The 23194-nt window shown below is 62.0% G+C and carries 30 protein-coding genes; 16 read left to right on the top strand and 14 right to left on the bottom strand.

The features are described 5' to 3' along the window. The first annotated feature begins 252 nt into the window (after window positions 1–252). The 4 genes from M2368_RS13260 (at window position 253) to M2368_RS13275 (ending at window position 4103) form a co-directional block, all read left to right on the top strand. Window positions 253–1239 carry a siderophore ABC transporter substrate-binding protein gene (locus tag M2368_RS13260; protein WP_498724570.1) on the top strand — a complete coding sequence of 329 codons (987 nt, stop codon included), beginning with the start codon at window positions 253–255 and terminating at the stop codon, window positions 1237–1239. Window positions 1240–1331: 92 nt separating this feature from the next. Then, entirely contained in the window at window positions 1332–2312 is a 981-nt protein-coding gene (locus M2368_RS13265) for an ABC transporter permease (protein ID WP_181148775.1), read from the top strand. Window positions 2313–2316: 4 nt separating this feature from the next. Beyond that, window positions 2317–3351, top strand: coding sequence for an iron chelate uptake ABC transporter family permease subunit (locus tag M2368_RS13270; RefSeq protein ID WP_332488727.1), 1035 nt, complete (start codon window positions 2317–2319; stop codon window positions 3349–3351). Then, a complete protein-coding gene (locus M2368_RS13275) occupies window positions 3348–4103 on the top strand; it encodes an iron ABC transporter ATP-binding protein (RefSeq protein WP_105656411.1) in 756 nt (251 codons plus the stop codon). The genes M2368_RS13270 and M2368_RS13275 overlap by 4 nt, the downstream gene beginning before the upstream one ends. Before the next feature lie 97 nt (window positions 4104–4200). Here the strand turns inward: M2368_RS13275 and M2368_RS13280 are convergent, their stop codons facing one another. Both M2368_RS13280 and M2368_RS13285 read right to left on the bottom strand, forming a co-directional pair. Then, window positions 4201–4467, bottom strand: coding sequence for a hypothetical protein (locus M2368_RS13280; protein WP_332488722.1), 267 nt, complete (start codon window positions 4465–4467; stop codon window positions 4201–4203). Between the two features lie 86 nt (window positions 4468–4553). Next, window positions 4554–5147, bottom strand: a complete 594-nt coding sequence (locus tag M2368_RS13285) for a GNAT family N-acetyltransferase (RefSeq protein WP_498724571.1) — start codon at window positions 5145–5147, stop codon at window positions 4554–4556. A gap of 109 nt (window positions 5148–5256) precedes the next feature. Here M2368_RS13285 and M2368_RS13290 point away from each other — a divergent pair, with 109 nt between their 5' ends. Next, window positions 5257–5391 carry a hypothetical protein gene (locus M2368_RS13290; protein ID WP_483561693.1) on the top strand — a complete coding sequence of 45 codons (135 nt, stop codon included), beginning with the start codon at window positions 5257–5259 and terminating at the stop codon, window positions 5389–5391. Window positions 5392–5429: 38 nt separating this feature from the next. On the opposite strand, the gene M2368_RS13295 is transcribed toward M2368_RS13290, so the two are convergent. The 6 genes from M2368_RS13295 to M2368_RS13320 all read right to left on the bottom strand — a co-directional run bounded on the left by M2368_RS13295 (window position 5430) and on the right by M2368_RS13320 (window position 8009). Further along, window positions 5430–5690 (bottom strand): GlsB/YeaQ/YmgE family stress response membrane protein, encoded by a 261-nt coding sequence (locus M2368_RS13295; protein WP_105656414.1) that lies wholly within the window; start codon window positions 5688–5690, stop codon window positions 5430–5432. Window positions 5691–5765: 75 nt separating this feature from the next. Next, window positions 5766–6350, bottom strand: a complete 585-nt coding sequence (locus M2368_RS13300) for an Asp23/Gls24 family envelope stress response protein (protein WP_105656415.1) — start codon at window positions 6348–6350, stop codon at window positions 5766–5768. Window positions 6351–6352: 2 nt separating this feature from the next. Beyond that, window positions 6353–6904, bottom strand: coding sequence for a DUF6286 domain-containing protein (locus tag M2368_RS13305; RefSeq protein ID WP_498724572.1), 552 nt, complete (start codon window positions 6902–6904; stop codon window positions 6353–6355). Continuing rightward, window positions 6901–7272, bottom strand: coding sequence for an Asp23/Gls24 family envelope stress response protein (locus M2368_RS13310; RefSeq protein ID WP_498724622.1), 372 nt, complete (start codon window positions 7270–7272; stop codon window positions 6901–6903). The genes M2368_RS13305 and M2368_RS13310 overlap by 4 nt, the downstream gene beginning before the upstream one ends. A gap of 5 nt (window positions 7273–7277) precedes the next feature. Next, the gene (locus M2368_RS13315; RefSeq protein ID WP_166650766.1) at window positions 7278–7454 is read right to left on the bottom strand and encodes a hypothetical protein; all 177 of its coding nucleotides are present in this window, start codon (window positions 7452–7454) and stop codon (window positions 7278–7280) included. Window positions 7455–7478: 24 nt separating this feature from the next. Then, window positions 7479–8009, bottom strand: a complete 531-nt coding sequence (locus M2368_RS13320) for an Asp23/Gls24 family envelope stress response protein (protein ID WP_286134072.1) — start codon at window positions 8007–8009, stop codon at window positions 7479–7481. A gap of 98 nt (window positions 8010–8107) precedes the next feature. Here M2368_RS13320 and M2368_RS13325 point away from each other — a divergent pair, with 98 nt between their 5' ends. Together M2368_RS13325 and M2368_RS13330 are read left to right on the top strand one after the other, a co-directional pair. Next, the gene (locus M2368_RS13325) at window positions 8108–8650 is read left to right on the top strand and encodes an RNA polymerase sigma factor (RefSeq protein WP_133833920.1); all 543 of its coding nucleotides are present in this window, start codon (window positions 8108–8110) and stop codon (window positions 8648–8650) included. After that, on the top strand, window positions 8647–9222 hold the full coding sequence (locus M2368_RS13330; RefSeq protein WP_133833919.1) for a hypothetical protein: 576 nt from the start codon (window positions 8647–8649) through the stop codon (window positions 9220–9222). The genes M2368_RS13325 and M2368_RS13330 overlap by 4 nt, the downstream gene beginning before the upstream one ends. Here the strand turns inward: M2368_RS13330 and M2368_RS13335 are convergent. Continuing rightward, a complete protein-coding gene (locus tag M2368_RS13335; protein ID WP_498724573.1) occupies window positions 9219–10490 on the bottom strand; it encodes an MFS transporter in 1272 nt (423 codons plus the stop codon). The genes M2368_RS13330 and M2368_RS13335 overlap by 4 nt on opposite strands. A 364-nt stretch (window positions 10491–10854) precedes the next feature. Then, complete coding sequence (locus M2368_RS13340) at window positions 10855–11637, bottom strand: carbonic anhydrase (RefSeq protein WP_498724574.1); 783 nt, start codon at window positions 11635–11637, stop codon at window positions 10855–10857. A gap of 270 nt (window positions 11638–11907) precedes the next feature. On the opposite strand from M2368_RS13340, the gene M2368_RS13345 reads away from it, so the two are divergent. The 7 genes from M2368_RS13345 (at window position 11908) to M2368_RS13375 (ending at window position 19582) form a co-directional block, all read left to right on the top strand. Further along, window positions 11908–12543, top strand: a complete 636-nt coding sequence (locus M2368_RS13345) for a TetR/AcrR family transcriptional regulator (RefSeq protein WP_498724575.1) — start codon at window positions 11908–11910, stop codon at window positions 12541–12543. Between the two features lie 4 nt (window positions 12544–12547). Continuing rightward, complete coding sequence (locus tag M2368_RS13350) at window positions 12548–14152, top strand: carboxyl transferase domain-containing protein (RefSeq protein WP_498724576.1); 1605 nt, start codon at window positions 12548–12550, stop codon at window positions 14150–14152. Window positions 14153–14167: 15 nt separating this feature from the next. Beyond that, window positions 14168–16216, top strand: coding sequence for an acetyl/propionyl/methylcrotonyl-CoA carboxylase subunit alpha (locus M2368_RS13355; RefSeq protein ID WP_498724577.1), 2049 nt, complete (start codon window positions 14168–14170; stop codon window positions 16214–16216). Beyond that, on the top strand, window positions 16213–16737 hold the full coding sequence (locus M2368_RS13360; protein WP_426735997.1) for a MaoC family dehydratase: 525 nt from the start codon (window positions 16213–16215) through the stop codon (window positions 16735–16737). The genes M2368_RS13355 and M2368_RS13360 overlap by 4 nt, the downstream gene beginning before the upstream one ends. After that, on the top strand, window positions 16730–17530 hold the full coding sequence (locus tag M2368_RS13365; protein WP_426735995.1) for an HpcH/HpaI aldolase/citrate lyase family protein: 801 nt from the start codon (window positions 16730–16732) through the stop codon (window positions 17528–17530). Before M2368_RS13360 ends, M2368_RS13365 begins: the two co-directional genes overlap by 8 nt. Window positions 17531–17596: 66 nt before the next feature. Next, window positions 17597–18100 (top strand): hypothetical protein, encoded by a 504-nt coding sequence (locus tag M2368_RS13370; protein ID WP_402697158.1) that lies wholly within the window; start codon window positions 17597–17599, stop codon window positions 18098–18100. 180 nt (window positions 18101–18280) lie between these two features. Then, entirely contained in the window at window positions 18281–19582 is a 1302-nt protein-coding gene (locus M2368_RS13375) for an MFS transporter (protein WP_332488700.1), read from the top strand. 92 nt (window positions 19583–19674) lie between these two features. On the opposite strand, the gene M2368_RS13380 is transcribed toward M2368_RS13375, so the two are convergent. Continuing rightward, the gene (locus tag M2368_RS13380) at window positions 19675–20112 is read right to left on the bottom strand and encodes a DUF6069 family protein (RefSeq protein ID WP_105656428.1); all 438 of its coding nucleotides are present in this window, start codon (window positions 20110–20112) and stop codon (window positions 19675–19677) included. Between the two features lie 98 nt (window positions 20113–20210). Further along, entirely contained in the window at window positions 20211–20621 is a 411-nt protein-coding gene (locus M2368_RS13385; protein ID WP_426735992.1) for a DUF6069 family protein, read from the bottom strand. Window positions 20622–21407: 786 nt separating this feature from the next. Here M2368_RS13385 and M2368_RS13390 point away from each other — a divergent pair. Together M2368_RS13390 and M2368_RS13395 are read left to right on the top strand one after the other, a co-directional pair. Next, entirely contained in the window at window positions 21408–21653 is a 246-nt protein-coding gene (locus tag M2368_RS13390; protein WP_105656430.1) for a hypothetical protein, read from the top strand. Between the two features lie 79 nt (window positions 21654–21732). Then, on the top strand, window positions 21733–22203 hold the full coding sequence (locus M2368_RS13395) for a hypothetical protein (protein ID WP_332727602.1): 471 nt from the start codon (window positions 21733–21735) through the stop codon (window positions 22201–22203). Window positions 22204–22372: 169 nt separating this feature from the next. On the opposite strand, the gene M2368_RS13400 is transcribed toward M2368_RS13395, so the two are convergent. Together M2368_RS13400 and M2368_RS13405 are read right to left on the bottom strand one after the other, a co-directional pair. Further along, on the bottom strand, window positions 22373–22699 hold the full coding sequence (locus M2368_RS13400; protein ID WP_105656432.1) for a DUF202 domain-containing protein: 327 nt from the start codon (window positions 22697–22699) through the stop codon (window positions 22373–22375). Beyond that, window positions 22699–23082 (bottom strand): YidH family protein, encoded by a 384-nt coding sequence (locus M2368_RS13405; RefSeq protein WP_105656433.1) that lies wholly within the window; start codon window positions 23080–23082, stop codon window positions 22699–22701. The genes M2368_RS13400 and M2368_RS13405 overlap by 1 nt, the downstream gene beginning before the upstream one ends. Between the last annotated feature and the right edge of the window lie 112 nt (window positions 23083–23194).

Consider the following 23194-nt stretch of genomic DNA (forward strand, 5'->3'; position numbering starts at 1 on the left):
GCTTCCTCCATGCCTCCGGACACTAATTAAACAAGGCCGATGATCGTTATTTCTCCCTGAAATAGCCCAGTCAGCTGGGGCAAGCCTCAGCAAGAGCCGCATTTGCGGACGGTTCCGGCCTTAAATTCGCGCATTTGGGTGACTTAGCTAACACAAGAGACGTTTGGCTTAATTCGCTCAGATAAGGCTAAGCTAATTATCAGATCACTCAATAGCGCAACCAACGCCGGTTGCTGTCCGAAGAAGGAAAACATGGCCTCGATTAAGCTTCGCGCCACTGCTCTGCTGAGCATCGCCGCACTGTCCCTGACCGCTTGCGGTTCCGCAACCGATACGGCTGCTGAGGCCAAGGCCGGCGACACCAAGACTGTCACCGTTACGGACAACGAAGGCGAGAAGACCGTCAAGTCCCCTGCGCAGTCGGTCGTTGCCACGGATAACCGCACCTTCGAGACCCTGGATTCCTGGGGCATCAAGCTCACCGCAGGCGCTGTCTCGCTGATGCCGGATACCATCTCCTACACCAAGGACGAGAACATCCTGGACTTGGGCAGCCACAAGGAACCGAACCTGGAATCGGTGGTCACCGTCGACCCTGACCTGATCATCAACGGCCAGCGCTACACCCAGCACGCCGCGAAGTTCAAGGAACTGGCTCCGGAAGCCGCCATCATTTCGCTGGACCCACGCGAAGGCGAGCCATTTGACGCTGAGCTGGAACGCCAGGTCACCACCCTGGGCGAGATCTTCGGCAAGCAGGCCGAGGCCAAAAAGCTCGTTGAGGACTTCGAAGCCGCCGAGAAGCGCGTCACCGATGCCTACGACAAGGACCAGACCGTCATGGGCCTGATCGCCTCGGGCGGCGAGCTGGGCTACTCGGCTCCTACCACCGGCCGCACCGTCGGCCCGATGTTCGACTTCCTGGGCCTGACCCCGGCGCTGAAGCTCGACGAATCCTCCACCGACCACGAGGGCGACGACGTTTCGGTCGAAGCCATCGCCAAGTCCAACCCGGACTGGATCATCGTCATGGACCGCGACGCAGCGGTTGAAGCCGACGGTGCGGACTACCAGCCGGCAAAGGACCTGCTGGAGAAGTCCGAGGCGCTGCAGAATGTCACCGCCTCGAAGGAATCCCAGGTTGTCGTCATGCCTGCTGACACCTACACCAACGAGAGCATCCAGACCTACACCGAGTTCCTGAATACTTTCGCTGACGCGCTGGAAGCTGCCAAGTAGCATTCCGGACACCCCAGCCAGCTAGTGGCGAAGCCGAATTCCGGCTTCGCCACTAGAGCTGTTTTCCCACCACTTATTTCCACGGCGGCATAATGACAAGCACGACCTCCCCGGCCCGGACCAAGAGCAAGGCCCTTTCCGGAAAACTCGCATTGGGCATCCTCGCAGTACTGGTGCTGCTGGCGTTCTCCCTGTTCACCGGCGTCTACGACATCTTCGGCATGGACGACGGCGCCATGATGTTCGCCGTCACCCGCATTCCGCGCACCCTTGCGCTGGTACTGGCCGGAGCGGCCATGGCCATGAGCGGATTGGTGATGCAGCTGCTGACCCAGAACCGTTTCGTGGAGCCGACCACCACCGGCACCACCGAATGGGCGGGCCTGGGCCTACTGACCATGCTGGTGCTCTTCCCCAGCGCGTCGCTGCTGGCCAAGATGAGCGTCGCGATTGTCTTCGCCTTCATCGGCACCATGATCTTCTTCCTGTTCTTGCAGCGCATTTCGCTCAAGGCCTCGCTGACCGTGCCGATCGTGGGCATCATGCTCGGTTCCGTGGTCGGCGCCTTCTCCACCTTCTTCGCGCTGTCCACCGACAAGCTGCAGTCCATGGGCATCTGGCTGGCGGGTTCCTTCACCTCTGTGATCCGCGGGCAGTACGAGGTGCTGTGGATCGTGGCCATCGTCGCCATTGCCATCTACATCGTGGCCGACCGCTTCACCGTAGCAGGGCTCGGCGAGGAAATCGCCACCAACGTCGGGCTGAATTACCGCCAGGTGATGCTGCTGGGCACCGCGCTGATCGCGGTCGCTACCGGCGTGGTCACCGTGGTCATCGGCAACCTGCCATTCCTCGGCCTGATCGTGCCGAATATCGTCTCGATGGTCCGCGGTGACGACCTGCGCAGCAACCTGCCCTGGGTCTGCCTGCTGGGCATCGCGATCACCACGGTGTGCGACCTGATCGGCCGCACCATCATCATGCCGTTCGAGGTCCCGGTCTCCCTGATCCTGGGCGTGCTCGGCGCGGCCGTCTTCATCTTCCTGCTTCTGAGGCAGCGTAAAGTTGGCTAATCTCATGACTCACCCCGCTTTGGGCATCCACCACTCCGGCCGTTCTGCCGGGCCGCTGCCCACCAAGAAGGTCCGCAAACGCTACTGGATCACCCTGTCCATCATGATCGGGCTGGCCCTGTTCTTCGGGATCGGCTTGCTCGCCTGGGATAACCCCATGCCATTTGGCTCCGACGGATTCTGGATCATCGCCAAGCTGCGCGCCAGCAACATCCTGACCATGGTGATCGTGGCCGCCTGCCAGTCCATCGCCACGGTGGCTTTCCAAACGGTGACCAACAACCGCATCATCACCCCGTCGATCATGGGCTTCGAAGCCTTGTACCGGGTGGTGCAGACCGGTGCGATCTTCGTGCTGGGCGTTGCCGGGGTGACCTTCTTCACCGGTGTCAGCCAGTTCGTCCTGCAAGTGGCGATCATGGTGGGCCTCTCGGTGGCGCTGTACGGCTGGCTGCTTTCGGGCAAGCTGGGCAACATCCAGATCATGCTGCTGGTGGGCATCATCATCGGCACCGGGCTGGGCTCGATCTCGACCTTCATGCAGCGCCTGCTGACCCCGAGCGAATTCGATGTCCTCACCGCACGCCTGTTCGGCTCGATGGCCAACGCCGACATGAGCTACATGCCGGTGGCCATCCCGCTGGTGGCCATTGCCGGCGGCTACCTGGTGCTGTCCTCGAAGAAGATGAACATCCTGGCCTTGGGCAAGGAAACCACCATCAACCTGGGGATCAACCACCGCCGCGAGGTCATGAAGACCTTATTCTTCGTATCGATTCTCATGGCGGTCACCACGGCACTGGTGGGCCCGCTGACCTTCCTCGGCTTCCTGGTGGCCACCTTGGCCTACCAGCTGGCGGACACCTACGACCACCGCTACATCTACCCGATGTCCTTCCTCATCGGCTTCGTGGTCCTGGCCGGCGCCTACTTCGTCATGAAGAACATCTTCTACGCAGAAGGCGTGGTCGGCATCATCATCGAAGCCGTCGGCGGCATTACATTCCTGATCTTCATCCTGCGAAAGGGCCGGCTGTGATTACCCTCAATTCCGTCAGCAAGAAGTACAGCTCCACGGTCTCCATCGGCCCGGTCAGCTTGGAAATCCCCACCGGCGGCATCACCGCCCTGGTAGGCCCGAACGGCGCCGGCAAGTCCACCATGCTCACCATGGTCGGGCGCCTGCTGGGCATCGACCAGGGTTCCATCGAGGTCTCCGGCTACGACGTATCCAAGACCAACTCGAAGGATCTGGCCAAGATCGTCTCGATCCTGCGCCAGGAAAACCACTTCGTGACCCGCCTGACCGTGCGCCAGCTGGTGGGCTTCGGCCGCTACCCGCACTCCAAGGGCCGGTTGACCCAGGCCGATGAAGAGATCATCTCGCGCTCCATCGACTTCCTGGACCTGGGCGAATTGGAAAGCCGCTACCTCGATGAGCTCTCCGGAGGCCAGCGCCAGCGCGCCTACGTGGCCATGGTCCTGGCCCAGGACACCGACACCGTGCTGCTCGATGAGCCGCTGAACAACCTGGACATGAAGCACTCGGTAGTGATGATGCAGCACCTGCAGCGCGCTGCCCGCGAGCTGAACCGCACCATCGTGATCGTGCTGCACGACATCAATTTCGCCGGCCACTACGCCGACTACATCTGCGCAATGAAGCAGGGCAAGGTCGTCGAGTTCGGCACCCCTGATGAAATCATGTGCGATGAGGTGTTGACCAAGGTCTTCGAAACCCCGGTAAAGGTCATCCCGGGCCCCAATGGCCCGCTGGCGGTTTACTACTAGGCAACGCCATGAACACCAAAAGTTGAGCCCCGTGAACGACAACTAGTTCATGGGGCTCAACTGCATCCATTCACCCACACTGCGGGCCATGCTTTGGCTATTGCTTGGTTTTCCCCAGCGCATTGATCGCGTCAACCATCGTCGCGCCCGGATGCTGACGGCGGTATTCCTTCACATCCCTGGGTGAGAGCCCCTGTGCATCGACGGTGATTTCCTGGGGCTTCGGACTGCCAGTCCAGCCCCAAAGCATCAAGGTCCAGCTGCCTACGAGCAACCCCCAGGTAGGTTCCTCCGACAGCGCCATGAGCAGAATTGCGGCGGTTGCCAGCGCCAAAAGAACACTGGTGCGCGTTGATTTGCCCATGGGACCGCCTAGCTCGCTGGGGTGGTGCTGTTCTCTTCCAGCCTTTCAAAGAACACACCGGCGATCAAGGATCTATCCCTCATCCTTTAGCAGGAGGCCTGGGCCGTCCATTCCTCAGCCAACAGCGCGTAGCCCATGGAATCCATCCATTCCCCGCTGCGATGCAGGCTGTCCTTGCGGCCATGGAATTCCTTGCGCATCCCCAAGCGCTCCATCAGTCTCCATGATGGCTCATTGGCGGCGAAGCACTCGGCAGTAACCCTGCGTAGGCCAAGAGGGCCGAAGCACAGGCCCATGGCAGCGGCAACGGCTTCGGTGGCGTAGCCCTTGCCACCGAAGGAGGGATCGAAGCTCCAGCCGAGGTTGCCCTCAACGCCCTTGGCGTGCTGCTCAATTTCGCTTTGCCCCCAGCCATCCACGATATCCAGCATGACCGTGCCAATCAGCTGGGTCCCCTGCCCGGTGTCCAGTTCCACAGCCAGGTTCCTCAGCGGATAGTCCTTCGCGAAGAACAGCGAACGGAATTCTTCCACGGTTGCTGGGCCAGCGGTAATCCACTGGGTGACATCGGCAAGCTGCCGGTAGCGCCAGAGGTCTTCCACATCAGCCGAATTCACGCGACGCAGGAACAGGCGTTCAGTGCGTACCGGCCAGCTGATCTTTTTCAGCGCATCCTCCATTCCCCAAGCCTAGCCCTACGGTTTCCAGGCGGTCCTGGCCGCCACGTTCGCTCGACTGGGATCTGCCTGGTCTTGTCGATGATGGCCTTCGTAGCGGAGGGCGCCTTGCATGCCAAGCTGGATGATTCGCGCTGCACCTGGCCCCGCGCTGTCCTGGGCACTGCAGGTTCCCACCGGCATCATGCAGGCGTTGCGGCAGAAGGAAACGGGCGGGATCCATAAGGATCCCGCCCGTTCCCATTAGCCAGCGCCATCAGGCTGCAGGCAGTTCAGCGCATGCCCCTAGTCGCGTTTGCTGCTGACAAAACCCCAAATGACCAGGACCAGCAGCGAGCCGCCGATGGCCAGCAGCCAGGTGGACAATGACCAGAACTCGCTCACTCCGACACCGAAAACTGCCGAGCCAATCCAGCCTCCCAGCACCGCCCCGACCACGCCGAGCAGCAGCGTGGCAAGCCAGCCGCCTCCCTGCTTTCCGGGCTTGATTGCCTTCGCGATCGCACCGGCAACGAGGCCAAGGATGATCCAACCGATTATTCCCATGTATTCCTACTTCTCCAAGAGATGCGGCACGATGCCCGTGCCGTTAATGGCTATTTCTTGTTTTCCTGGGCCGGCTCAGATGAGCACGGCCTTATTCGAATCCTGCTTTTCCGGCTTCTGGAAGCTGAACGAGATGTGCTTGCGGGAGAAAGGCACCCCCAGCACCATTTCAAGGTCAGGTACCACGCGGCCATTGACCAGCTCGATCCCTCGATTCGCCGGAGCGTCGGCGCGCAGGGTGAATCGCGCATAAAGCACGGGTTCAGCTGCATTGCCGCCAATTCGAACGTTCGCATCCACGATTTCCGGTTGCGTTCGAGCGGCCGTTTCCGCGGCTTTGGCTATTACCGAAGTCTCGATCTCGCTGACTCCTTCGCTGCTCGATTCGTATCTGAATTCATGCGCCGATGGGCGGCGCGGAATGGCAGTGATCAGCACCGCCAGCGAGAGCACGATGCCGGCAATTCCGAGCGCGAGTCCCAGTGGCAGCAGGTACTGCTGATCGATCGGCAGGCTGCTGGCAATCCGGGCTTGGCCGAGGCCAGCGCCTTGGCCAAGCCCCCACCAGACTGCTGCGAGGCCCGAGGCACCGGCCGCCAGCAGGACCAAACCGAAGATCGCCAGAATAAGTCGTTGGCGCACCACATGCGTTCTGAACATTTCTAGTTTCCCCCTCGGCGTTGCACTGAGACCTTGATCTTGGGAGCGCGCTGCAATGGCAACCCGTCGATCACGCGCTGCGCCCGCGCCTGCGCGTTTTCCCGCACGCGCTGAACCGAGTGGGCTGGAGTCTGCACGGTAACCTGGACCAGGGCCGGGCTGGTTTTCACGCTCGCGCGGGTCACCGAATCGGTTCGCTCGACCTCATGCCCCACCAAGGTTGATATTCCACGGCATGAGATTGCCTGTTCCGACCCCGCTGAAGGATCATCGGTAGTCAGCAGGATGCTCTGCCGGGGCCCTGGAATGAGCGCGCTGAGCAACAGCAGCAGACCGAGCACCGCAAGAACCACCATGGCGATCACTGCCAGGTTGTCATTGAAGCGCAAGTTGCTGACCGCGTTAATGCCCTGCTGGGCAAAACCGGGCCATTGTCCGCTGGTCAAACGCAGCAGGCAGGATAGCGCCAGGAGAATGCTCGTGGCCAACACGACGATGAAGCTGATCATCAAGGCCAGGCTGCGGGCACTGCGAACGTGCCAGAACCTGCTCATCGCAGCCTCCTGTTGCTAGTTCCTTCATCCGGCGTTGACATCCAGCTCACCCGTATATCGGTTTGCACCTGCTCAACGCCCAGATACGTGCGCAGATCAGCCGCAACCATGTTCCGCACGTCTTCGCAGGCTTGCTGGACATTGCTCGGATAGCTCAATCCAAGGTCCAAATCGACCACCACTGCACTTCCAAGCACCTCGGCCTTGGCCTTGGGCCGGCTGTCAAAATCCTTGTACTTCCCCAACCCCAGGATCCCACCCGCGGCAGAGCCGACAACTGGCACCTTATAGGCTGCTTGGGCAGCGATTTTTGAATAGACGGCCGTGTTCACCGTGGTGCTTCCACGGCTAGAGGACAGCTCTGCCATCTGCTTCACCGCCGACGTTTGCTGAACACTTGACTGAGGTCAACCCTGTCCTGCAAAAGCCATCCGACTCCAGCGCCGATGATGGCGAAGAATGCCACCACCACGAACTGGGTGAATGATCCGAAGGCAATCAGCAATCCGGCTAGGCAGCCGATGGCCAAACCCCACTTGACGTGTAACATGTTCTGCTCCTTAGATGAGGACAGTTATTTCAGGCCATCGCGGGGCTCGGCGTCATCGTCATCGTCTTCCGGCAGGTGCACGTCGGTGACTTCAATGTTTACCTCGATGACTTCCAGACCGGTGGCGCGTTCAACCTGGGCGATGATATTCGAACGGATCTCGTTGGAGACCTCAACGATCGAGAACCCGTAGGAAACAACGATCGACACGTCGATGGCGGTCTGCTGCTCGCCCTTTTCGACGCTCACGCCTCCGGCCGCGTTGGCTTGGGCACCGGGGATGCGTTCGGCCAGCGAGTTGAAGGTCCGGCGGGCGGCGTTGCCCATGGCGTAGACGCCGGAAACTTCGCGGGTGGCGATGCTGGCAATCTTCTGGACCACACGGTCTTCGATGGTCGTCTTGCCCAGTTCGGTGTGCAGCGGACCGCGCAGCTCTTCGTGGACCGGCGTGTCATTTGCGGCCTTTGCCTTGGCCTGGCGTTCCAGCTCTTCGCCGGTTGGCTTGATGATTGGCCCTTGTGAATCGCGTTGCACCATGATGGTCTCCTCATTCATTGAACGGATATTTTTGTGCCTTACACTCATACAGACGAGAGCTACAGATTAATCCTCACACATTATGAGTGTGATATAGATCACTTAAGGAGGGGTGCTTGGAACCGACCCGGTTGACCGTGCTTGTTGGTCGTTCAATGGAGGGGGACCCCGAGGCCTTCGGCGAACTCGTCACCGCGCTGACACCCGGCCTGCGCCAATACTGCAAGACTTTTTTCAGCAGCTGGCACGATGCGGAGGATGCCACCCAGGATGCCTGGATCCGCGCGTGGCAGTCATTGGGCTCGCTGCGCGAACGTGCCGCGTTCAAGACTTGGCTCTACCGCATGGCACGAAATATTTGTCTTGATCGCATCCGCCAGCGTGCCAATGACCAGCAAACCGTGGATGATGAAGTGCTAGAGCAAACCCCAGTCCCTGACCGTGAATTGCCAGAAAACGTCGCCGTGCAACGCGGCGAGATTGCCGATGCCTGGCAGATCATCAACGGATTGCCTTCGGCGCTTCGCCAGGCGTTCGTACTGGTCGCGCTCCAAGGCATGAGCTATAAGGAAGCGGCCCTGGTGACCAACGTTTCAGAATCAACTGTGCGAGGGCGACTCGCACGGGCACGCAATGCAATCAGCGAGGCGGTGTCATGAAAACCCTTCCCTGCGGACGTACTACCGAAGACGTTTTGCTGAACCTGGATGAACCTGCAGATCTGCACGAATTGCAGTGCCGGTGGTGCCACGCCGAACGGCAGCGGCTCAAGGACCAGAACGGATTCATCACCCAACTGCTGCACAGCTCGACCCCGGAGCACCAGCCTGAAGCATTCTCGCAGCGAATATTGGGCAAAATAGCCGAGCACTCGCCGTTCCAGCGGATGTGGGATGTGCAGGATGCGGGCACGGGACTGGCCAAACGCGTATCGTCCCTGGAATTAATCAAGGCGATTCGAGCGGCATTTTCCGAGTCGCCGACAGCGCAATTGAACTACACGGAGATCAAGGCGACTGACACGCAGATTCCCCACCTTAACTGGAGGGTGCAATGCCATGTCAGCATGGCTGGGGATAGTTCGGTCCAGGTTATCGAGCAGCAAGTCCTTGACTATGTTCGCTGTGCCATCAGCCCGTTGATCAGCTGGAGGGAACTGGTAGTTAATCTGGTCATTGAAGACCTGCACGGAGAAGCCATCGAGTCCATCACGCTTCGGGGCGAAAACTAGCTACGGCTTCCTTGCTCCCCTGTTCCATCGCTCCGCGGGCTTTTTCCACGCAGCACTGGCGAGCAAGCAAGCACCACAAGTCCCGCAATGGGGAACACCATCAGGGCCATGCGCAACCCGAAGTCCTCGGCAAGGAAACCCACTAGCGGTGGCGAGAACAAGAAGCCCAATCGCATGAGCCAGGAGACGATGCTCAGCCCAGTTCCCGGAGGCAGGCCGGGCAGCTTGTCGGCCTGGTCCATCACCGCCGGGACCAGGGTTGCCGAGCCGAATCCAGCCGCGGCAAATCCCAGCAGCGTGCCCGGAACCGTGGGGAAGAACAACGCCAGACCCATACCGATTGCTATCAGCGCTCCCCCGAACTGGGCCATGCCGCGCTGGCCAAAGCGGTTGACCATGCCATCGCCGAGAATTCGGCCAATGAACTGGGCCCCGACCAGAGCGATGAACCCGCTGGCCGCCAGCGCCGCTGGCGCCCCCAGCTGGCCAAGATACAGCGTGGACCATGAATTCCCGGCGTCTTCAACCATCACGCCGGCTACGGAGATCAAGACCAGGGCGCTCATCATCAGCAGCAGCCGTCCGCGGGATCCTGCTGGGGCCGCGGCCCGGGCAGTTCCGGGTGCAGGTGGCGCAACAGGTTCTATGACCGCCAGTTCGGCGGATCGAGGCAGGCAGAATTTCAGGGCAGTCAGTGCCACCGCGGCGAAGAGCACCATCGATATGCCCAAATGCACTGGCAATGCCAACTTCATCTGGATCGCTCCGGCGGCCATCAAACCGCCGATCACCGCTCCGACAGACCACAATGCGTGGAAGGAATTCAGTATCGAACGCCCATAGCGCCGTTGCACCACCAGCCCGTGCGCGTTCTGCCCGACATCCGTAATCGAATCCATGGCGCCGCCCAGGGCAAAAGCCAGCACGACCAAGACGACGCCCGGCGCGCTGCCGGCGGCCAGCAAGGCAGCACCGGTAACTATCGTGCCCACGACGGCAACCTGCGCGGAACCAAAACGGCGCACCAGCGCACCTGCAGCCAACCCTGCAAGGATTGCCCCAACAGGCCATGCGGTGACCAGCAAGCCGTAGCCGGCGGTGTCCAATTCCAGTTCCCGCTTCAGCTCGGGAAGGCGCGGCGCCATATTGGCAAAGAGTGCTCCGTTTGTGAGGAACAGGGCCGCGACTGCAGCGCGGGCGCGGGAGTTGACGCTGGATTCGCTGGCTGCCATGGGGCCTTTCACTGCACGTGCATGCGGATTCTTCACGGGGAATGCTTCACTAGCATCCAGCGTCGAGAGTACCAGTGCACCTGCTGGCAAATCCCGAAACCGTGCCGAAAGGCCCGGGAATGGGTGTTTTGCGTCTGACCAGCTGCATCAGGATAGCGGCGAGCTGGCCATCCGCCGGTATTCGCGTTTCGGCTGCAACCTTGGAAGCCCAGCTGGTCCAGCAGCTGGATCGCCCCGTTCGCCAGATGCCCTGCGGCCGTGGAGCCTGCGCTCAGCGTGGCCATAGGCATTGTCAATATCGTAGAAACAACCTCAGCGAGGGTGCGAGTGATGATCGCAGAAGTTCCCGCCGGTTCCACCGGCGGGAACTTCTGGTTAATTCGCAACCGGAAAATCGGTGCTAGCCATCGAGCCAGCGCACTTCTCCGCTGTCCAGGTCGTAGACAGCTGCCACCACCCGGGTCCGCTTTTCCTGCACTGCCTCGCGAATGATGGCAGATCGCTCCAGTAGCTGCTCGGTGACGGCACGGGCATTGGCCTGCACCACTTGGTCCACCTCTTCGCTACCCGAACCTTCAACTTTTGCCTTGCGTGCAACAGGAGCAATCTGTTCAGCGAAGTCGACCATCTCGCCGGGCAATTGCGGATTCTTGGCATCTTCTTCCATCGCCTTCAAGGTGCCCGCCACCGCACCACAGGCCGTATGGCCGAGGATCACCAGCAACGGGACCGAATAGGGACTGGAAACAGCGAATTCCATGCTGCCAACCAAGGTGTCATCGAGCACTCCGCCGGCGGTCCGGGTGACGAACAGGTCTCCGATCCCCTGGTCGAACAGGAGCTCGGGGGTCACGCGGGAATCCACGCAGCCGTGGATCAGGACGAAGGGGTTCTGGTGCTCGGCCTGCTCGCTGCGCCGTTCGGTTGCTTGGTTGGGGCGTTCTGGCATGCCGTCGGCGTAGCGCTGGTTCCCGGCGCGCAGTACCTGCAGCACTTCATCGGGGGTCTGCGGGGGTCCGGCGAGGTTTGCCCTGTCCGCGTCCGTGGCCTGCGGTGATGCGCAGGCTGCCAGTCCGGCCAGGGCAATGAGCCCGGAGGCACCGGCGAGCAGGCCGCGGCGCGACGGTCCGGCTGGGGTTGGGTTTTGGCGGTTGAGGAAACGTGGTTCAGGTTGCGGCATCATGCCTTCCAGTGGCGTCTGATCAGCTGCCCAGCAGAATTAACTAGAGCTTGACAGTAAATAACATCAAGCAGTCTAGTGTTTTGCATTTGATTCATAAATAGCAAACGTCATATTTCGGCCCCTTTTAACATGAGCGTTGCATGAGGTGCGGATGGCAGCGCCACTCGGTGTCCCCGTCCGCGGAAGATGGTGATTGACACCACACTTTTTCTTCGGTTGGATGGAAGCAGTCAATCGATTGATTGGCTCTTGAGTCACAGGGTGGTGTCCATGGAACTGGGAAAGGTCCAGCAAGCAGCCGTAGCCTGCTTTGCCCAGCGCGGTTTCGCCGCCACCGGCATCCGCGAACTAGGCAGTGCCGTAGGACTGAACTCGGCGACCCTCTACCATTACGTCGGCGGCAAGGAAGACCTGCTGGTGGGCATCATGAACGACTGCCTGGCCGCCATGATCTCCGGCGCCGAGCAGGCGCTGGCCGGCAGCAAGGACCCGGTACGCCAGCTCGCGTTGCTCGTGGCCTTCCACGTGGGGTTCACCGCCACCAATCCCAGCACCGCACGTGTCACCGAATACGAGATGCGCGCGCTATCGGCCAAGGCCCGCGAGCAGATGCAGGAACTGCGCGACGCCTACGAGCAGCTCTTCGCCGACGCGCTTCAGGCCGGCGAGCGCCATGGCAGCTTCAGCACCGTGGACCTGGGCATCGCCCGCTTGGCACTGATGGAAATGGGCACCGGTGTCTCGCACTGGTACCGCAAGGACGGCCGGCTCACACTGGCCCAAGTGCAGTTGAACTTCATTTCCCTGGCCATGCGCATCCTGGCCGTGCCCGACGAATTCCCGTTGCCTGCGCAGCAGCTGCCCGTACCCCGGGTGATCGCCAGCGAACCGACCAGCAAGGACTGACTTCGTGAAGACCCTCTCCTCCCACTTGAACCCCGAGCAGTTCGAGCGCAACGCCGCCGACCAGGCACCACTGCTGGCCGAACTGCACGAACGGCTCGAACGCGCTGCGCGCGGCGGCTCCGAGAAGTCCCGGCAGCGCCATGTGGATCGCGGCAAGCTGCTGCCCCGCGAACGCGTAGACGCGCTGCTGGACGACGGCTCGCCCTTCCTGGAAATCGCACCGCTGGCCGCCGAGGACATGTATGACGGCGCCAGCCCCGGCGCCGGAATGATCGCCGGCATCGGCCTGATGCACGGCCGCCACGTGCTGGTCATCGCCAACGACGCCACCGTCAAGGGTGGCACCTACTTCCCGATGACGGTCAAGAAGCACCTGCGCGCCCAGGAAATCGCGCTGGAGAACAGCCTGCCCTGCATCTACCTGGTGGATTCGGGCGGGGCGTTCCTGCCCATGCAGGACGAGGTCTTCCCGGACCGCGAGCACTTCGGGCGCATCTTCTACAACCAGGCGCAGCTCTCCGCGAAGAAGATCCCGCAACTGGCTGCGGTGCTCGGTTCCTGCACCGCCGGCGGCGCCTACGTTCCGGCAATGAGCGACGAGACGGTCATCGTGCGCAACCAGGGCACCATCTTCCTGGGCGGCCCGCCGCTGGTGAAGGCCGCCATCGGGGAGATCGTCACCGCCGAGGAGCTGGGCGGCGGCGACCTGCACGCCAAGACCTCGGGCGTGGTGGACCACCTGGCCGAGAACGACGAGCACGCGCTGATGATCATCCGCGATATCGTCTCCACCCTGCCGGCCAACCCGGCCCCCGCCTGGAGTATCGAAAGCCAGGTCGTCGAGCCGCTCTACCCGGGCAGTGAACTGGCCGGGGTGGTGCCGGTGGATGTCAACGCGCCCTACGACGTGCACGAGATCATTGCCCGCATCGTCGATGCCAGCGAGTTCCACGAATTCAAGGCCGACTACGGCACCACCCTGGTCTCCGGCTTCGCGCAGATCCACGGGCACCGGGTAGGCATCATCGCCAACAACGGCGTGCTGTTCTCCGAGTCCGCGATGAAGGGCGCGCACTTCATCGAGCTGTGCGACCAGCGCGGCATCCCGCTGCTCTTCTTGCAGAACCTCGCCGGATTCATGGTGGGCCGCGACTACGAAGCGGACGGCATCGCCAAGCACGGGGCCAAGATGGTCACCGCCGTGGCCACCGCCCGGGTGCCCAAGCTGACGGTGGTCATTGGCGGCTCCTTCGGCGCCGGCAACTACTCGATGTGCGGCCGGGCCTACTCCCCGCGCTTCTTGTGGATGTGGCCGGCCGCGCGCATCTCGGTGATGGGCGGGGCCCAGGCCGCCTCGGTGCTCTCCACGGTCAAGCGCGACGGAATCGAGTCGGGCGGCGGCAACTGGAGCGCCGAGGAGGAGGAATCGTTCAAGGCCCCGATCCGCGAGCAGTACGAAACCCAGGGAAACCCCTACTATTCCACCGCCAGATTATGGGACGACGGGGTCATCGACCCGGCAGATACCCGCCGGGTGCTCGGCCTGGCCCTGGATGTCTGCGCCCGCCAGCCGCTGCCGGAGACCAGCTTCGGCCTCTTCCGGATGTAGTACGAGGAAAACACCATGACTACCAAGCTCTTTGACACTGTCCTGATCGCCAACCGCGGAGAGATCGCGGTGCGCATCATCCGCACCCTGCGGGCGCTGGGCATCGAATCGGTCGCCGTCTACTCCGATGCCGATGCCGGGGCGCTGCATGTGTCCGAAGCCGATCGCGCGGTGCGCATCGGCGCGGCTGCGGCCAATGAAAGCTACCTGGATATCGACGCGGTGATCGCCGCTTGCCGGCACACCGGTGCCCAGGCGGTGCACCCGGGCTACGGGTTCCTCTCCGAGAACGTGGACTTCGCCCGTGCGCTGGAGGCTGCCGGCATCACCTTCATCGGCCCGCCGGTGAACTCCATCAATCTCATGGGCGACAAGATCCGTTCCAAGAACCATGTCCTCTCCCACCAGGTGCCGGTGGTTCCCGGCATCGCCGAACCCGGCCTCGGCGATCAGCAGCTGCTCGCCGCTGCCGCGGACGTCGGCTTCCCGCTGCTGATCAAGCCTTCGGCCGGCGGCGGCGGCAAGGGCATGTTCGCCGTGGATTCCGCCGCAGAACTGCCCGAAGCGCTGGCCAGCGCCCGGCGCACCGCACGCAATGCTTTCGGCGATGACACCCTGTTCCTCGAGCGGCTGGTGCGCAATCCGCGGCATATCGAGGTGCAGATCCTGGCCGATGCGCATGGGAACACCGTGCACCTGGGCGAACGCGAATGCTCCTTGCAGCGCCGCCACCAGAAGGTCATCGAGGAAGCCCCGGCTCCGCTGTTCGAGAATCTGGAGCACGGCGCGGCGATCCGCGAGCGCATTGGCGCCGCCGCGGTGGCCGCTGCGCAATCGGTGGGCTACGTCGGCGCCGGAACTGTCGAGTTCCTGGTGAGCGACCAGAACCCCGACGAATTCTTCTTCATGGAAATGAATACCCGCTTGCAGGTGGAGCACCCGGTCACCGAGGAAGTCGTGCGGGTGAACGGCGCAAAGCTGGATCTGGTGCAGTGGCAGGTGCGCATCGCGGCCGGACACGCACTGGACTTCACCCAGGACCAGGTGGCGCTGGAAGGCCATGCCATCGAGGCCCGGCTCTACGCCGAAGACCCGTCCTCCGGCTTCCTGCCCTCGGTGGGCACCGTGCTGCACGTGCGCGAGCCGGAGAATGTCCGGGTGGATTCCTCGCTGCGCGACGGCCTGGAGATCAGCGCCCACTACGATCCGATGCTTTCCAAGCTCATCGCCTGGGGCCCGGATCGCACCGAGGCGCTGGCCCGCTTGGATAAGGCACTAGCCGGCACCGTGGTGCTGGGCGTGCTGACCAACAGCGAATACCTGCGGCTGCTGCTGGCCGACGAGGATGTGGCCGCCGGAGCCCTGGACACCAACCTGATCGAGCGGAAGATGGACCAGTTCGCCTTCCGCCAGGTCGGGGCCCGCGAACTGGCACTGGCAGCGCATCTGGAGGATCGGCGCATTCCAGCCGCGAATACCCCGTGGGGCCTGCGCGACGGATGGCGGGCCCAGCATCGCCGGGCCAGCATCGGGCACTTCGACGTCGAGGCCGCCGAGGGCAGGACCGCATTGCTCAGGGATCCCGATTCGAGCCGGGTGCGCGTGGGCGCCGAAGAATTCACCGTGCGGCAGGAACCGGATGGAACCCTGTCCGTCAACGGCCAGCACACAGCACTACAGCATGCCTTCGCCGCCGATGGCACGCTGTGGCTGTGCGAGGAAGGCTGGACCGCGGCGGTGCGCAAGCTGCCCCGCGAAGAAGTCCTCGAACGCCAGCTGGCCACCATCGCCAAGCAATCCGGGACCTTCTCCCCGCATGTCCTCTCGCCCATGCCCGGCACCGTGATCAACGTGCAGGCGGCCGATGGCGATGCGGTCGCCGAAGGCCAGCTGCTGCTGAGCATCGAAGCGATGAAGATGGAGCACCAGCTCTTCTCCCCCGCGGACGGCATTGTGCGCATGACCGGGTTGAAGACCGGGGATCTGGTCAAGGCCAAGCAGGTCGTGGCCACCGTGGAAGCAACTCCGTCAACCGAAGCACAGCATCAGGAGCAGGACGCATGAGCGAGCAAACCCCCAAACGCGTCGAGCAGCGCGGCCTCTACTTCGATGAGCTGCAGCTGGGGGCCACCTACGTGCACAAGCCCGGGCGCACCCTGACCGAAGCGGATAACGTCGCGTTCACGACGATGACCATGAACAACCAGGGCCTGCACCTGGACGCCGCTTGGGCTTCCACCCAGCCTTTCGGCAAGCCGCTGGTCAACTCCCTGCTGACTCTGAGCACCATGATTGGGCAGTCGGTGGGCCAGCTGACCGAGGGCACCATCGTGGGGCAGCTGGGCATTAATGACGTGCGCTTCCCGCACCCGATGTTCCACGGCGATACCCTCTACACCGAAACCGAGATCACCGCACTGCGCGAATCGAAGTCCCGCCCCGGGCAGGGCCTGGCGTCCATGACTCACACCGGCCGCAACCAGCACGGCGACATCGTGGCCACTGCCACCCGCACCTGCCTGATGTGGACCCAGCAGGCGCACTTGGATTCGCTGGAACCCAAGGGGGAAAGCTCCAATGGCTAGCTTCCTGATGGGTCCTTCCCTGCTGTTCTGCCCGGCCGACCGGCCCGAGCGCTACGCCAAGGCGGCGCAGCGTGCCGATGCGGTCATCATCGATCTGGAAGACGCTGTGGCTGCCGGGAACAAGGACGCGGCCCGCCGCGCCTTGCTGGATACGCCGCTGGATCCCGCGCGGGTCATCGTGCGCGTGAACCCGGTCGATAGCGAGCACTTCGCCAAGGACCTGGCAGCGCTGGGGCAAACGGCCTACCGCACCGTGATGCTGCCCAAGTGCGAATCGGCGGCGCAGCCGGCCGCGCTGGCAGGCTACGACGTGCTGGCACTGTGCGAATCCGCCAAGGGCATCACCAATGCCTCGGACATTGCCGGGGCGCAGAATGTCGTCGCGCTGATGTGGGGCGCGGAAGACCTGATCGCCTCGCTCGGCGGCACATCCTCGCGCGGCCACGATGGCAGCTACCGCGAGGTGGCACGGTTCGCGCGGTCGCAGGTGCTGCTGCATGCGGTGGCCCAAGGCAAGGCCGCAATTGATTCCGTGTACCTCGATATTCCAGATCTCAAAGGCCTGGGCGAGGAGTCCCGCGATGCCAAGGCCTCGGGATTCGCCGCGAAAGCCTCGATCCACCCGAACCAGATGCCGGTCATTCGCGAGGCGTTCGCACCGACCGAAGCAGAACGGGAACGTGCCCGGCGGATCCTCGACGCCGCGGAGGCGAATCCCGGAGTTTTCGCTTTCGAAGGGCAGATGGTCGATGAGCCGCTGCTGCGCCAGGCCCGGGCCACCTTGGGCAGATAAGCTGTTTCCTGCCATGGGCTACAGTGTGTAGCAATGACCGCCGACAGCTGGCCAACGGAGGTTCAAATGCCTGTCGTGAAGAAACCCGGAGCCGATACCCTGGTGTATTTCTGGTTTGCGGTGGGGTTGGCCGTGCTCGGCATGGTCATCCAGCAAATCGGCGCCGTCATGATGCTCAACGGCTCGCTGGAGCTGAACGTCCTTGAAGTGACCACGCTTCACCTGGTCGCCTGGGGCTGCTATGCCGGATCGGCCATCTTCACCATCGTGGTCATGCACAAGGCCCTGGCCATGCTGATTTATCTCGTGCACCATCGTCGTCCGCTGCCGCCACGCAGGATGCCGGTCATCCGCGATGCCCCGGTGACGGCCCAAACCGCCGAGGCAGCCGCAACAGGCCAAGCCTCCGCTGCCCCATCGTCCATGGCCGATCCGCTGGACCAGGACGAACCGCCTTCCGGGGCCAAGCTAAAAACCTTTCCGCGGCAGGCGCTGGGTGCGCCGGCCCCGCAGGACCGGCACCCTCGCAGCCGGCGCCAGAACCCCAGCAACGGCAACGACCCCGCATAGCGAATAAGCAGAGCCGATCAGGCGCAAAAACTGAGTCTGCCGCGCTTCGCCATGCACAGCTAATCCCGGCGCGGCAAGGCGCTCCACCTGTTTCGGACATCAATATTTGTTCTTCGCACGTCACGAACTCCAACGCCTGTTAGCACCGGTGCAATGTTTAAAGCAACACCCAGAAGGAGCATGCGATTGAACTCCCCGAAGCCATTGCGGATCCATCGAGCCTGGCTGGTCGCCATCGTGACCACGCTGGCGCTAGTCGCCACGGCGGCGTTCCGCTCGACCACCGGCGCGTTCTTTGAACCACTTGAATCCGAATTCGGCTGGCTCCGCTCCCAGTTATCGACCGCGGTGACCATCAACCTGGTGGTCTACGGCCTGGCAGCTCCTTTCGCCGCGACTTTGCTGGAACGGTATTCCATGCGCAAGGTGGCTGCCATCGCTCTGGCATTGGTGGCCTCCGGAGCCGGATTGTCCGTGTTCATCAGCCAGATCTGGCAGTTGTGGGCGCTCTGGGGTGTGCTGGTTGGACTGGGCACCGGGGCGATGGCGTTGGTTTTCGGTTCTGTGGTTGCCAACCGCTGGTTCTGCGAACGGCGCGGCCTGGTGATGGGCATCTTCTCTGGCGCGAATGCCGCCGGCCAGCTGGTGTTCCTGCCAAGCATTGTACTGATCATCGAGCAGTACTCATGGAGGGCCGCGGCTCTGGTTGTTGCGGTCTTCGCGGTGCTGATCATCCCGTTGCTGCGCTGGCCCTTCGCCAATTCCCCTGCCGAAGCCGGTGTACTGCCTTACGGCGGGGCCGGAGCTGCAGCCGCGCCGGCATCCGGAACGCAGCAGGGTTCGATGGCTGCCGCGACTCTCAAGGCCCTGTTCGCGGCCTCACGCTACCCGGCATTCTGGGTCTTGGCGATGACCTTCTGGATCTGCGGATGGTCTACCAACGGACTGGTGCAGACGCACTTCATCCCTGCGGCGCACGACCATGGCATGCCGGCAACGACCGCTTCCGGGTTGCTGGCGCTGGTTGGCATTTTCGATATCCTCGGCACGGTGTTCTCCGGGTGGCTGACCGACCGTGTACGCCCGTGGTTGCTGCTTGCGGTGTACTACGCGTTGCGCGGACTGTCCCTGATGTTCCTGCACTCGCTGATGGGTCCAACCGTCGAGCCGCTGATGTGGATCTTCATTGTCTTCTACGGTTTGGACTGGGTGGCCACCGTGCCTCCTACCGTGGTGCTCTGCCGCCAGTACTTCGGTCCGGTTAGAGCCACCGTGGTCTTCGGCTGGGTCTTCGCCTTCCACATGATCGGCGCCGGCGCCGGCTCGCTGACCGCAGGGCTGTCGCGGGAAACCACCGGCAGCTACCTGGCCGCGTGGATTACCGCTGCGGTGCTGTGCCTTGTGGCAGCCGTCAGCCTGCTGTTCTTGCCGCGCATGCGCAAAGCCTACGAGCATCCTCAGCTCGAGAAAGTTGGGGTGTAGCCCGAATCAGCACCAGCAGCTCTCACGGCTTAACGGAAAACCTCGCAGAACAGATCATTGCTGATCGCTCTGCGAGGTTTTGCTTTTCGTGCTTAGACGAGCGCTACGTCCTTGGAAGGAACGTGGAGCTCCTTGTTGCCGTAGTGCACCGAGAAGAACCAGCCGATACCGGTCACGATATGGATCAGGGACAGGCCCACAGCGGTAGCGGCATCTGCTGCGTTCATGATCGGGAAAACGATCGAGACTACCGCGATGAGCAAGCCAGCCCACTGCGCGATCTTGCAAATGCCCTTGTTTGCCCGTCCGATCAGGAAGACCACCAGGCCGAAGAACAGAATCGGGATCAACGTGAACTGCAACAGGTGGTCAAAGGCGACAACATCAGTTGAATTAGGACCAATCCGGCGGGATGCCCCAGCGGCGCCAGACAGGAAGAAAATGATGACATTCAGGTAGCTGGTACCCAGCGCACCGATAATCACCTGAATGAAATTGAATGGGCTATTGGGTTGTCCCTGAGACGTCATGGCACTCCTAGAATTGTTGATAGTTCACAACTATTCTATTCCCGAGTGCCTGTGCCACGGCTCTCAGGAGCCCGTGAGAACCGCGACACTTAGCAGGGCTATAGGTTTTCCAGGGCCGCGATCTCGTTGAACTTCCTATTCGAGTAGTTCACCGCGATATACCAAGACGCTGCAACAACCAGGTGCATAATCGCCAGGGTCAGCGCGGTCCCCCAGTCCTCGGCGAAGAACCACTGCACCACCGCTGAGGTCAAGACGGCGGCAACGCCGACCCACTGGGCGATGCGGCAGAAGCCCGGCTTGGCCCGGCCGATCAAGAAGGTCAGGAAGCCGAGAATGAGAATGGGCAGGGCAGTGAATCGCACGATGTGGATGAAATCCAGGTTCCGGAATAAGCCGCCGGAGTACTCCATGGATGCGCCGATAACCCTGGCAACAAAATAGGCCAAGGCGCTAAGCCCCATGGCTCCGAAAGCCGCAATAACCACCTGGGCGAAATTGAACGGCATCTTGAATCTAGCGTCAGCCTGCATCGCGAATCATCCCCTTTTACAGCGAATTCGAGCTGGACCGGTATTTTCACTGTACGCGCATTCCCGCCCGTTGGACCCCGAACTCCGGAACATTCAAGATCGGGCCCCGCATTAGCCGATGGCGGTTTCCGCTGGCCTCCCGCGCCATGGCCCGGACCGCGACAGGGTGACGCCCCTCGGCAACACAAGCCGTTGCAGCCGCGGGCACCCTTCGTCGCTTCACTTGGCCATTTTCCGGTCCACAACCGGGAAACCGGAGTAGACTGGAATTGGATCTAACTTCCGTAGAAATGCCGTCATCGGAAGCACTTCCTACCGGCGTAGAGCTTTTGTGCCCTCCTCATTGCCGAGGACGGCGTTCAGATTAACGCAGCAGTGTTGAACCGGGATCTTTATCGAGGCGGCTCGAATTAACTGCCCGCTTCCTTGCGTTTCTCCCATTTGCCCGATAAGGGTTGCCCGCCAGGAACGAATCACAGTTTTGCTCCAGCAGCCCACAGACCGGTTCGGTCCGCTAGTGGCGAATCATGCAACCAGCACAGCCGGACAATACCTTTGAAGCCGACAGTGCAAAACGGCAGTACGCGCACAACTGCCGCGGTCCCCGCGATGCCCAACTCAAGAAATGGTACGGCGTTTCCCGTGGAACCGGCCTTGAACTGCAGCACCGAGGGCAGAGCACGGCAATAAAAACGACTATGCAGCAACGGAGGGAATGTCATGGACAAGCCGAACAGCTGTCCGAGGTGCTACAGAAATACCTTGGTTGAAACAGAAACCCGTCGATTCGTCGATGATCAAAACCAGCTCAAGAGATGGGACAACGAAGGCGGCCACGAAGCTGGCCAGCGCCAGGACATGCTGGTAACGATGCGTGAAGTGCTCTGGACCTGCACCTCATGCGGATGGCGCAAGGTTGCCTACAGTTCGCAAGAACCACTACAGGGACCAGAGCGCCGCGTGGACATCTTGCCTGCTACGGGCCAAGCAACCCTACGGCAAGCCTAGCTGAGCTGGCGCCAGGCGCTGCTGCCCACGGCAGAGCACCCTGGTCGCCGGCATGGAACGGACATGGAAAGGAAAAGCCATGATGGACTTCTCCCGCACTCTTGGCAAGAAGCACCAGCCGCTGAAGATAGGCCCGGTGCTCATGAACTCTCTGCCGGGAACTTTGCTCAGCGACAAGGCGCCCGGCGCGTACCGGGTTGCCGCCGTTTTCAACCGCCAGCCCGCAGCCGAGGAAACAGAGTTCTTGACCAGCGATTTCATGCGCGGCCAACTCGATGCCGCCGGCTACCCTGATGCCGTTCTGAGCGCAGCTAACCGAAGATTGGAAATTTCCAACACCTCCCTGGAACAACTGCGTGACGGATTGGCAGCATTAATTGCCCGGGAGCTGGCTCTCGCCGGAAAGAAGTTCGAGGCTGATAGGGACGAAAGAAATTCCCAGTTCCACAAGGATATCGATGCGGAGTCACAGCGTTATGCAGCGGTGCAAAAGCTCGCGGAATCGGTAGCATTCAGCTCCGCGGAGATTCTCGAGCTCCATGGGCCCTGACCCTTCGGTAAATCCGGGTCCCAGCACCGGTACAGCTAGAGCGCCTGGACTGGCTGCACCGGCCCGGGCATTCGCAATAGGGCCGGAACAGCACTCGCGCCGCGCCTGCAACTCCTCTGGCCGCTACTGCCGCAGCCTCGATAAACCTGCGCCTGGCGAGCACCCGGAACTAGGCGCCGAGCACAAGGATGATCGCGCAAGCGCCTAGAGCCAACAGCACCGCTGTTGTCAGCAGCACGGCGAGAACATCCGCGCTGACGCGTTCAGCCTTCACGCCTTGCGCCATTTTCCGGTACCGGGCACGCTGCGAGAGCAGAATCCCGAATGCCATCGAGGAAGATATCGCAATCAGCAGGATCACGGCCAGGCCATAGTGCGGAAGCCAGCGCAGGAAGACCGCGGAAACCACGAGAAATGAAACCATTGTCCGGTTCCACGCGAAGACGGTGCGCTCTGGCTGCAACCCCGGGTCGCTGATCTCGATGGGCTCTTTCATCACGAGCTGAGGGACCAGAAAATCATGGCGATCGCCGCCAGTGAGGCCACCACGGCACCGAATGCCAGCAGCGGGACAATGGCGGGAATCGGCAACGGCCTGCCGGTGCGCATGCTGCGTTCCACGCGGACCCAGCGCACGGCTGCACCGGCAGCAATCAGGATGCCGACGCCGATCACCAGCACCGCCAGCCAGGTGCGAACTGGCGACGGGAAGGCCTCTGCGGCGAAGGCCTCCAGCGCTGTGCCGCCCGCGAGGAAGGCTAGCGAAGTTCGAATCCAGGCCAAGAAGGTGCGCTCGTTGGCCAGCGTGAAGCGCGGGTCAGGCTCACTGCCCCGTGGCAATATCCAGCGTGAAAGCCGGCTGCGATCTTGCTCGGACATGACCCTCCTTGGTTTGCGTCGATGCTATGAGCATACCCAACCTATTATCGGCTAAACCTATTTAGTTGGTTGATAAAAACAGTTTTACGAATGTGATCCAGCGCATAAGAAT

Origin of the sequence: Arthrobacter sp. JUb119 (assembly GCF_024807995.1) — a bacterium.
In the GTDB taxonomy this organism is placed as follows: domain Bacteria; phylum Actinomycetota; class Actinomycetes; order Actinomycetales; family Micrococcaceae; genus Glutamicibacter.

Coding starts and splice junctions, on each gene's coding strand:
- M2368_RS13260 (WP_498724570.1), top strand. CDS start 253: ATGGCCTCGATTAAGCTTCGCGCCACTGCTCTGCTGAGCATCGCCGCA.
- M2368_RS13265 (WP_181148775.1), top strand. CDS start 1,332: ATGACAAGCACGACCTCCCCGGCCCGGACCAAGAGCAAGGCCCTTTCC.
- M2368_RS13270 (WP_332488727.1), top strand. CDS start 2,317: ATGACTCACCCCGCTTTGGGCATCCACCACTCCGGCCGTTCTGCCGGG.
- M2368_RS13280 (WP_332488722.1), bottom strand. CDS start 4,467: ATGGGCAAATCAACGCGCACCAGTGTTCTTTTGGCGCTGGCAACCGCC.
- M2368_RS13285 (WP_498724571.1), bottom strand. CDS start 5,147: ATGGAGGATGCGCTGAAAAAGATCAGCTGGCCGGTACGCACTGAACGC.
- M2368_RS13290 (WP_483561693.1), top strand. CDS start 5,257: ATGCCAAGCTGGATGATTCGCGCTGCACCTGGCCCCGCGCTGTCCTGG.
- M2368_RS13295 (WP_105656414.1), bottom strand. CDS start 5,690: ATGGGAATAATCGGTTGGATCATCCTTGGCCTCGTTGCCGGTGCGATC.
- M2368_RS13300 (WP_105656415.1), bottom strand. CDS start 6,350: ATGTTCAGAACGCATGTGGTGCGCCAACGACTTATTCTGGCGATCTTC.
- M2368_RS13305 (WP_498724572.1), bottom strand. CDS start 6,904: ATGAGCAGGTTCTGGCACGTTCGCAGTGCCCGCAGCCTGGCCTTGATG.
- M2368_RS13310 (WP_498724622.1), bottom strand. CDS start 7,272: ATGGCAGAGCTGTCCTCTAGCCGTGGAAGCACCACGGTGAACACGGCC.
- M2368_RS13315 (WP_166650766.1), bottom strand. CDS start 7,454: ATGTTACACGTCAAGTGGGGTTTGGCCATCGGCTGCCTAGCCGGATTG.
- M2368_RS13320 (WP_286134072.1), bottom strand. CDS start 8,009: ATGAATGAGGAGACCATCATGGTGCAACGCGATTCACAAGGGCCAATC.
- M2368_RS13330 (WP_133833919.1), top strand. CDS start 8,647: ATGAAAACCCTTCCCTGCGGACGTACTACCGAAGACGTTTTGCTGAAC.
- M2368_RS13340 (WP_498724574.1), bottom strand. CDS start 11,637: ATGATGCCGCAACCTGAACCACGTTTCCTCAACCGCCAAAACCCAACC.
- M2368_RS13345 (WP_498724575.1), top strand. CDS start 11,908: ATGGAACTGGGAAAGGTCCAGCAAGCAGCCGTAGCCTGCTTTGCCCAG.
- M2368_RS13355 (WP_498724577.1), top strand. CDS start 14,168: ATGACTACCAAGCTCTTTGACACTGTCCTGATCGCCAACCGCGGAGAG.
- M2368_RS13360 (WP_426735997.1), top strand. CDS start 16,213: ATGAGCGAGCAAACCCCCAAACGCGTCGAGCAGCGCGGCCTCTACTTC.
- M2368_RS13365 (WP_426735995.1), top strand. CDS start 16,730: ATGGCTAGCTTCCTGATGGGTCCTTCCCTGCTGTTCTGCCCGGCCGAC.
- M2368_RS13370 (WP_402697158.1), top strand. CDS start 17,597: ATGCCTGTCGTGAAGAAACCCGGAGCCGATACCCTGGTGTATTTCTGG.
- M2368_RS13375 (WP_332488700.1), top strand. CDS start 18,281: ATGCGATTGAACTCCCCGAAGCCATTGCGGATCCATCGAGCCTGGCTG.
- M2368_RS13380 (WP_105656428.1), bottom strand. CDS start 20,112: ATGACGTCTCAGGGACAACCCAATAGCCCATTCAATTTCATTCAGGTG.
- M2368_RS13385 (WP_426735992.1), bottom strand. CDS start 20,621: ATGCCGTTCAATTTCGCCCAGGTGGTTATTGCGGCTTTCGGAGCCATG.
- M2368_RS13395 (WP_332727602.1), top strand. CDS start 21,733: ATGATGGACTTCTCCCGCACTCTTGGCAAGAAGCACCAGCCGCTGAAG.
- M2368_RS13400 (WP_105656432.1), bottom strand. CDS start 22,699: ATGAAAGAGCCCATCGAGATCAGCGACCCGGGGTTGCAGCCAGAGCGC.
- M2368_RS13405 (WP_105656433.1), bottom strand. CDS start 23,082: ATGTCCGAGCAAGATCGCAGCCGGCTTTCACGCTGGATATTGCCACGG.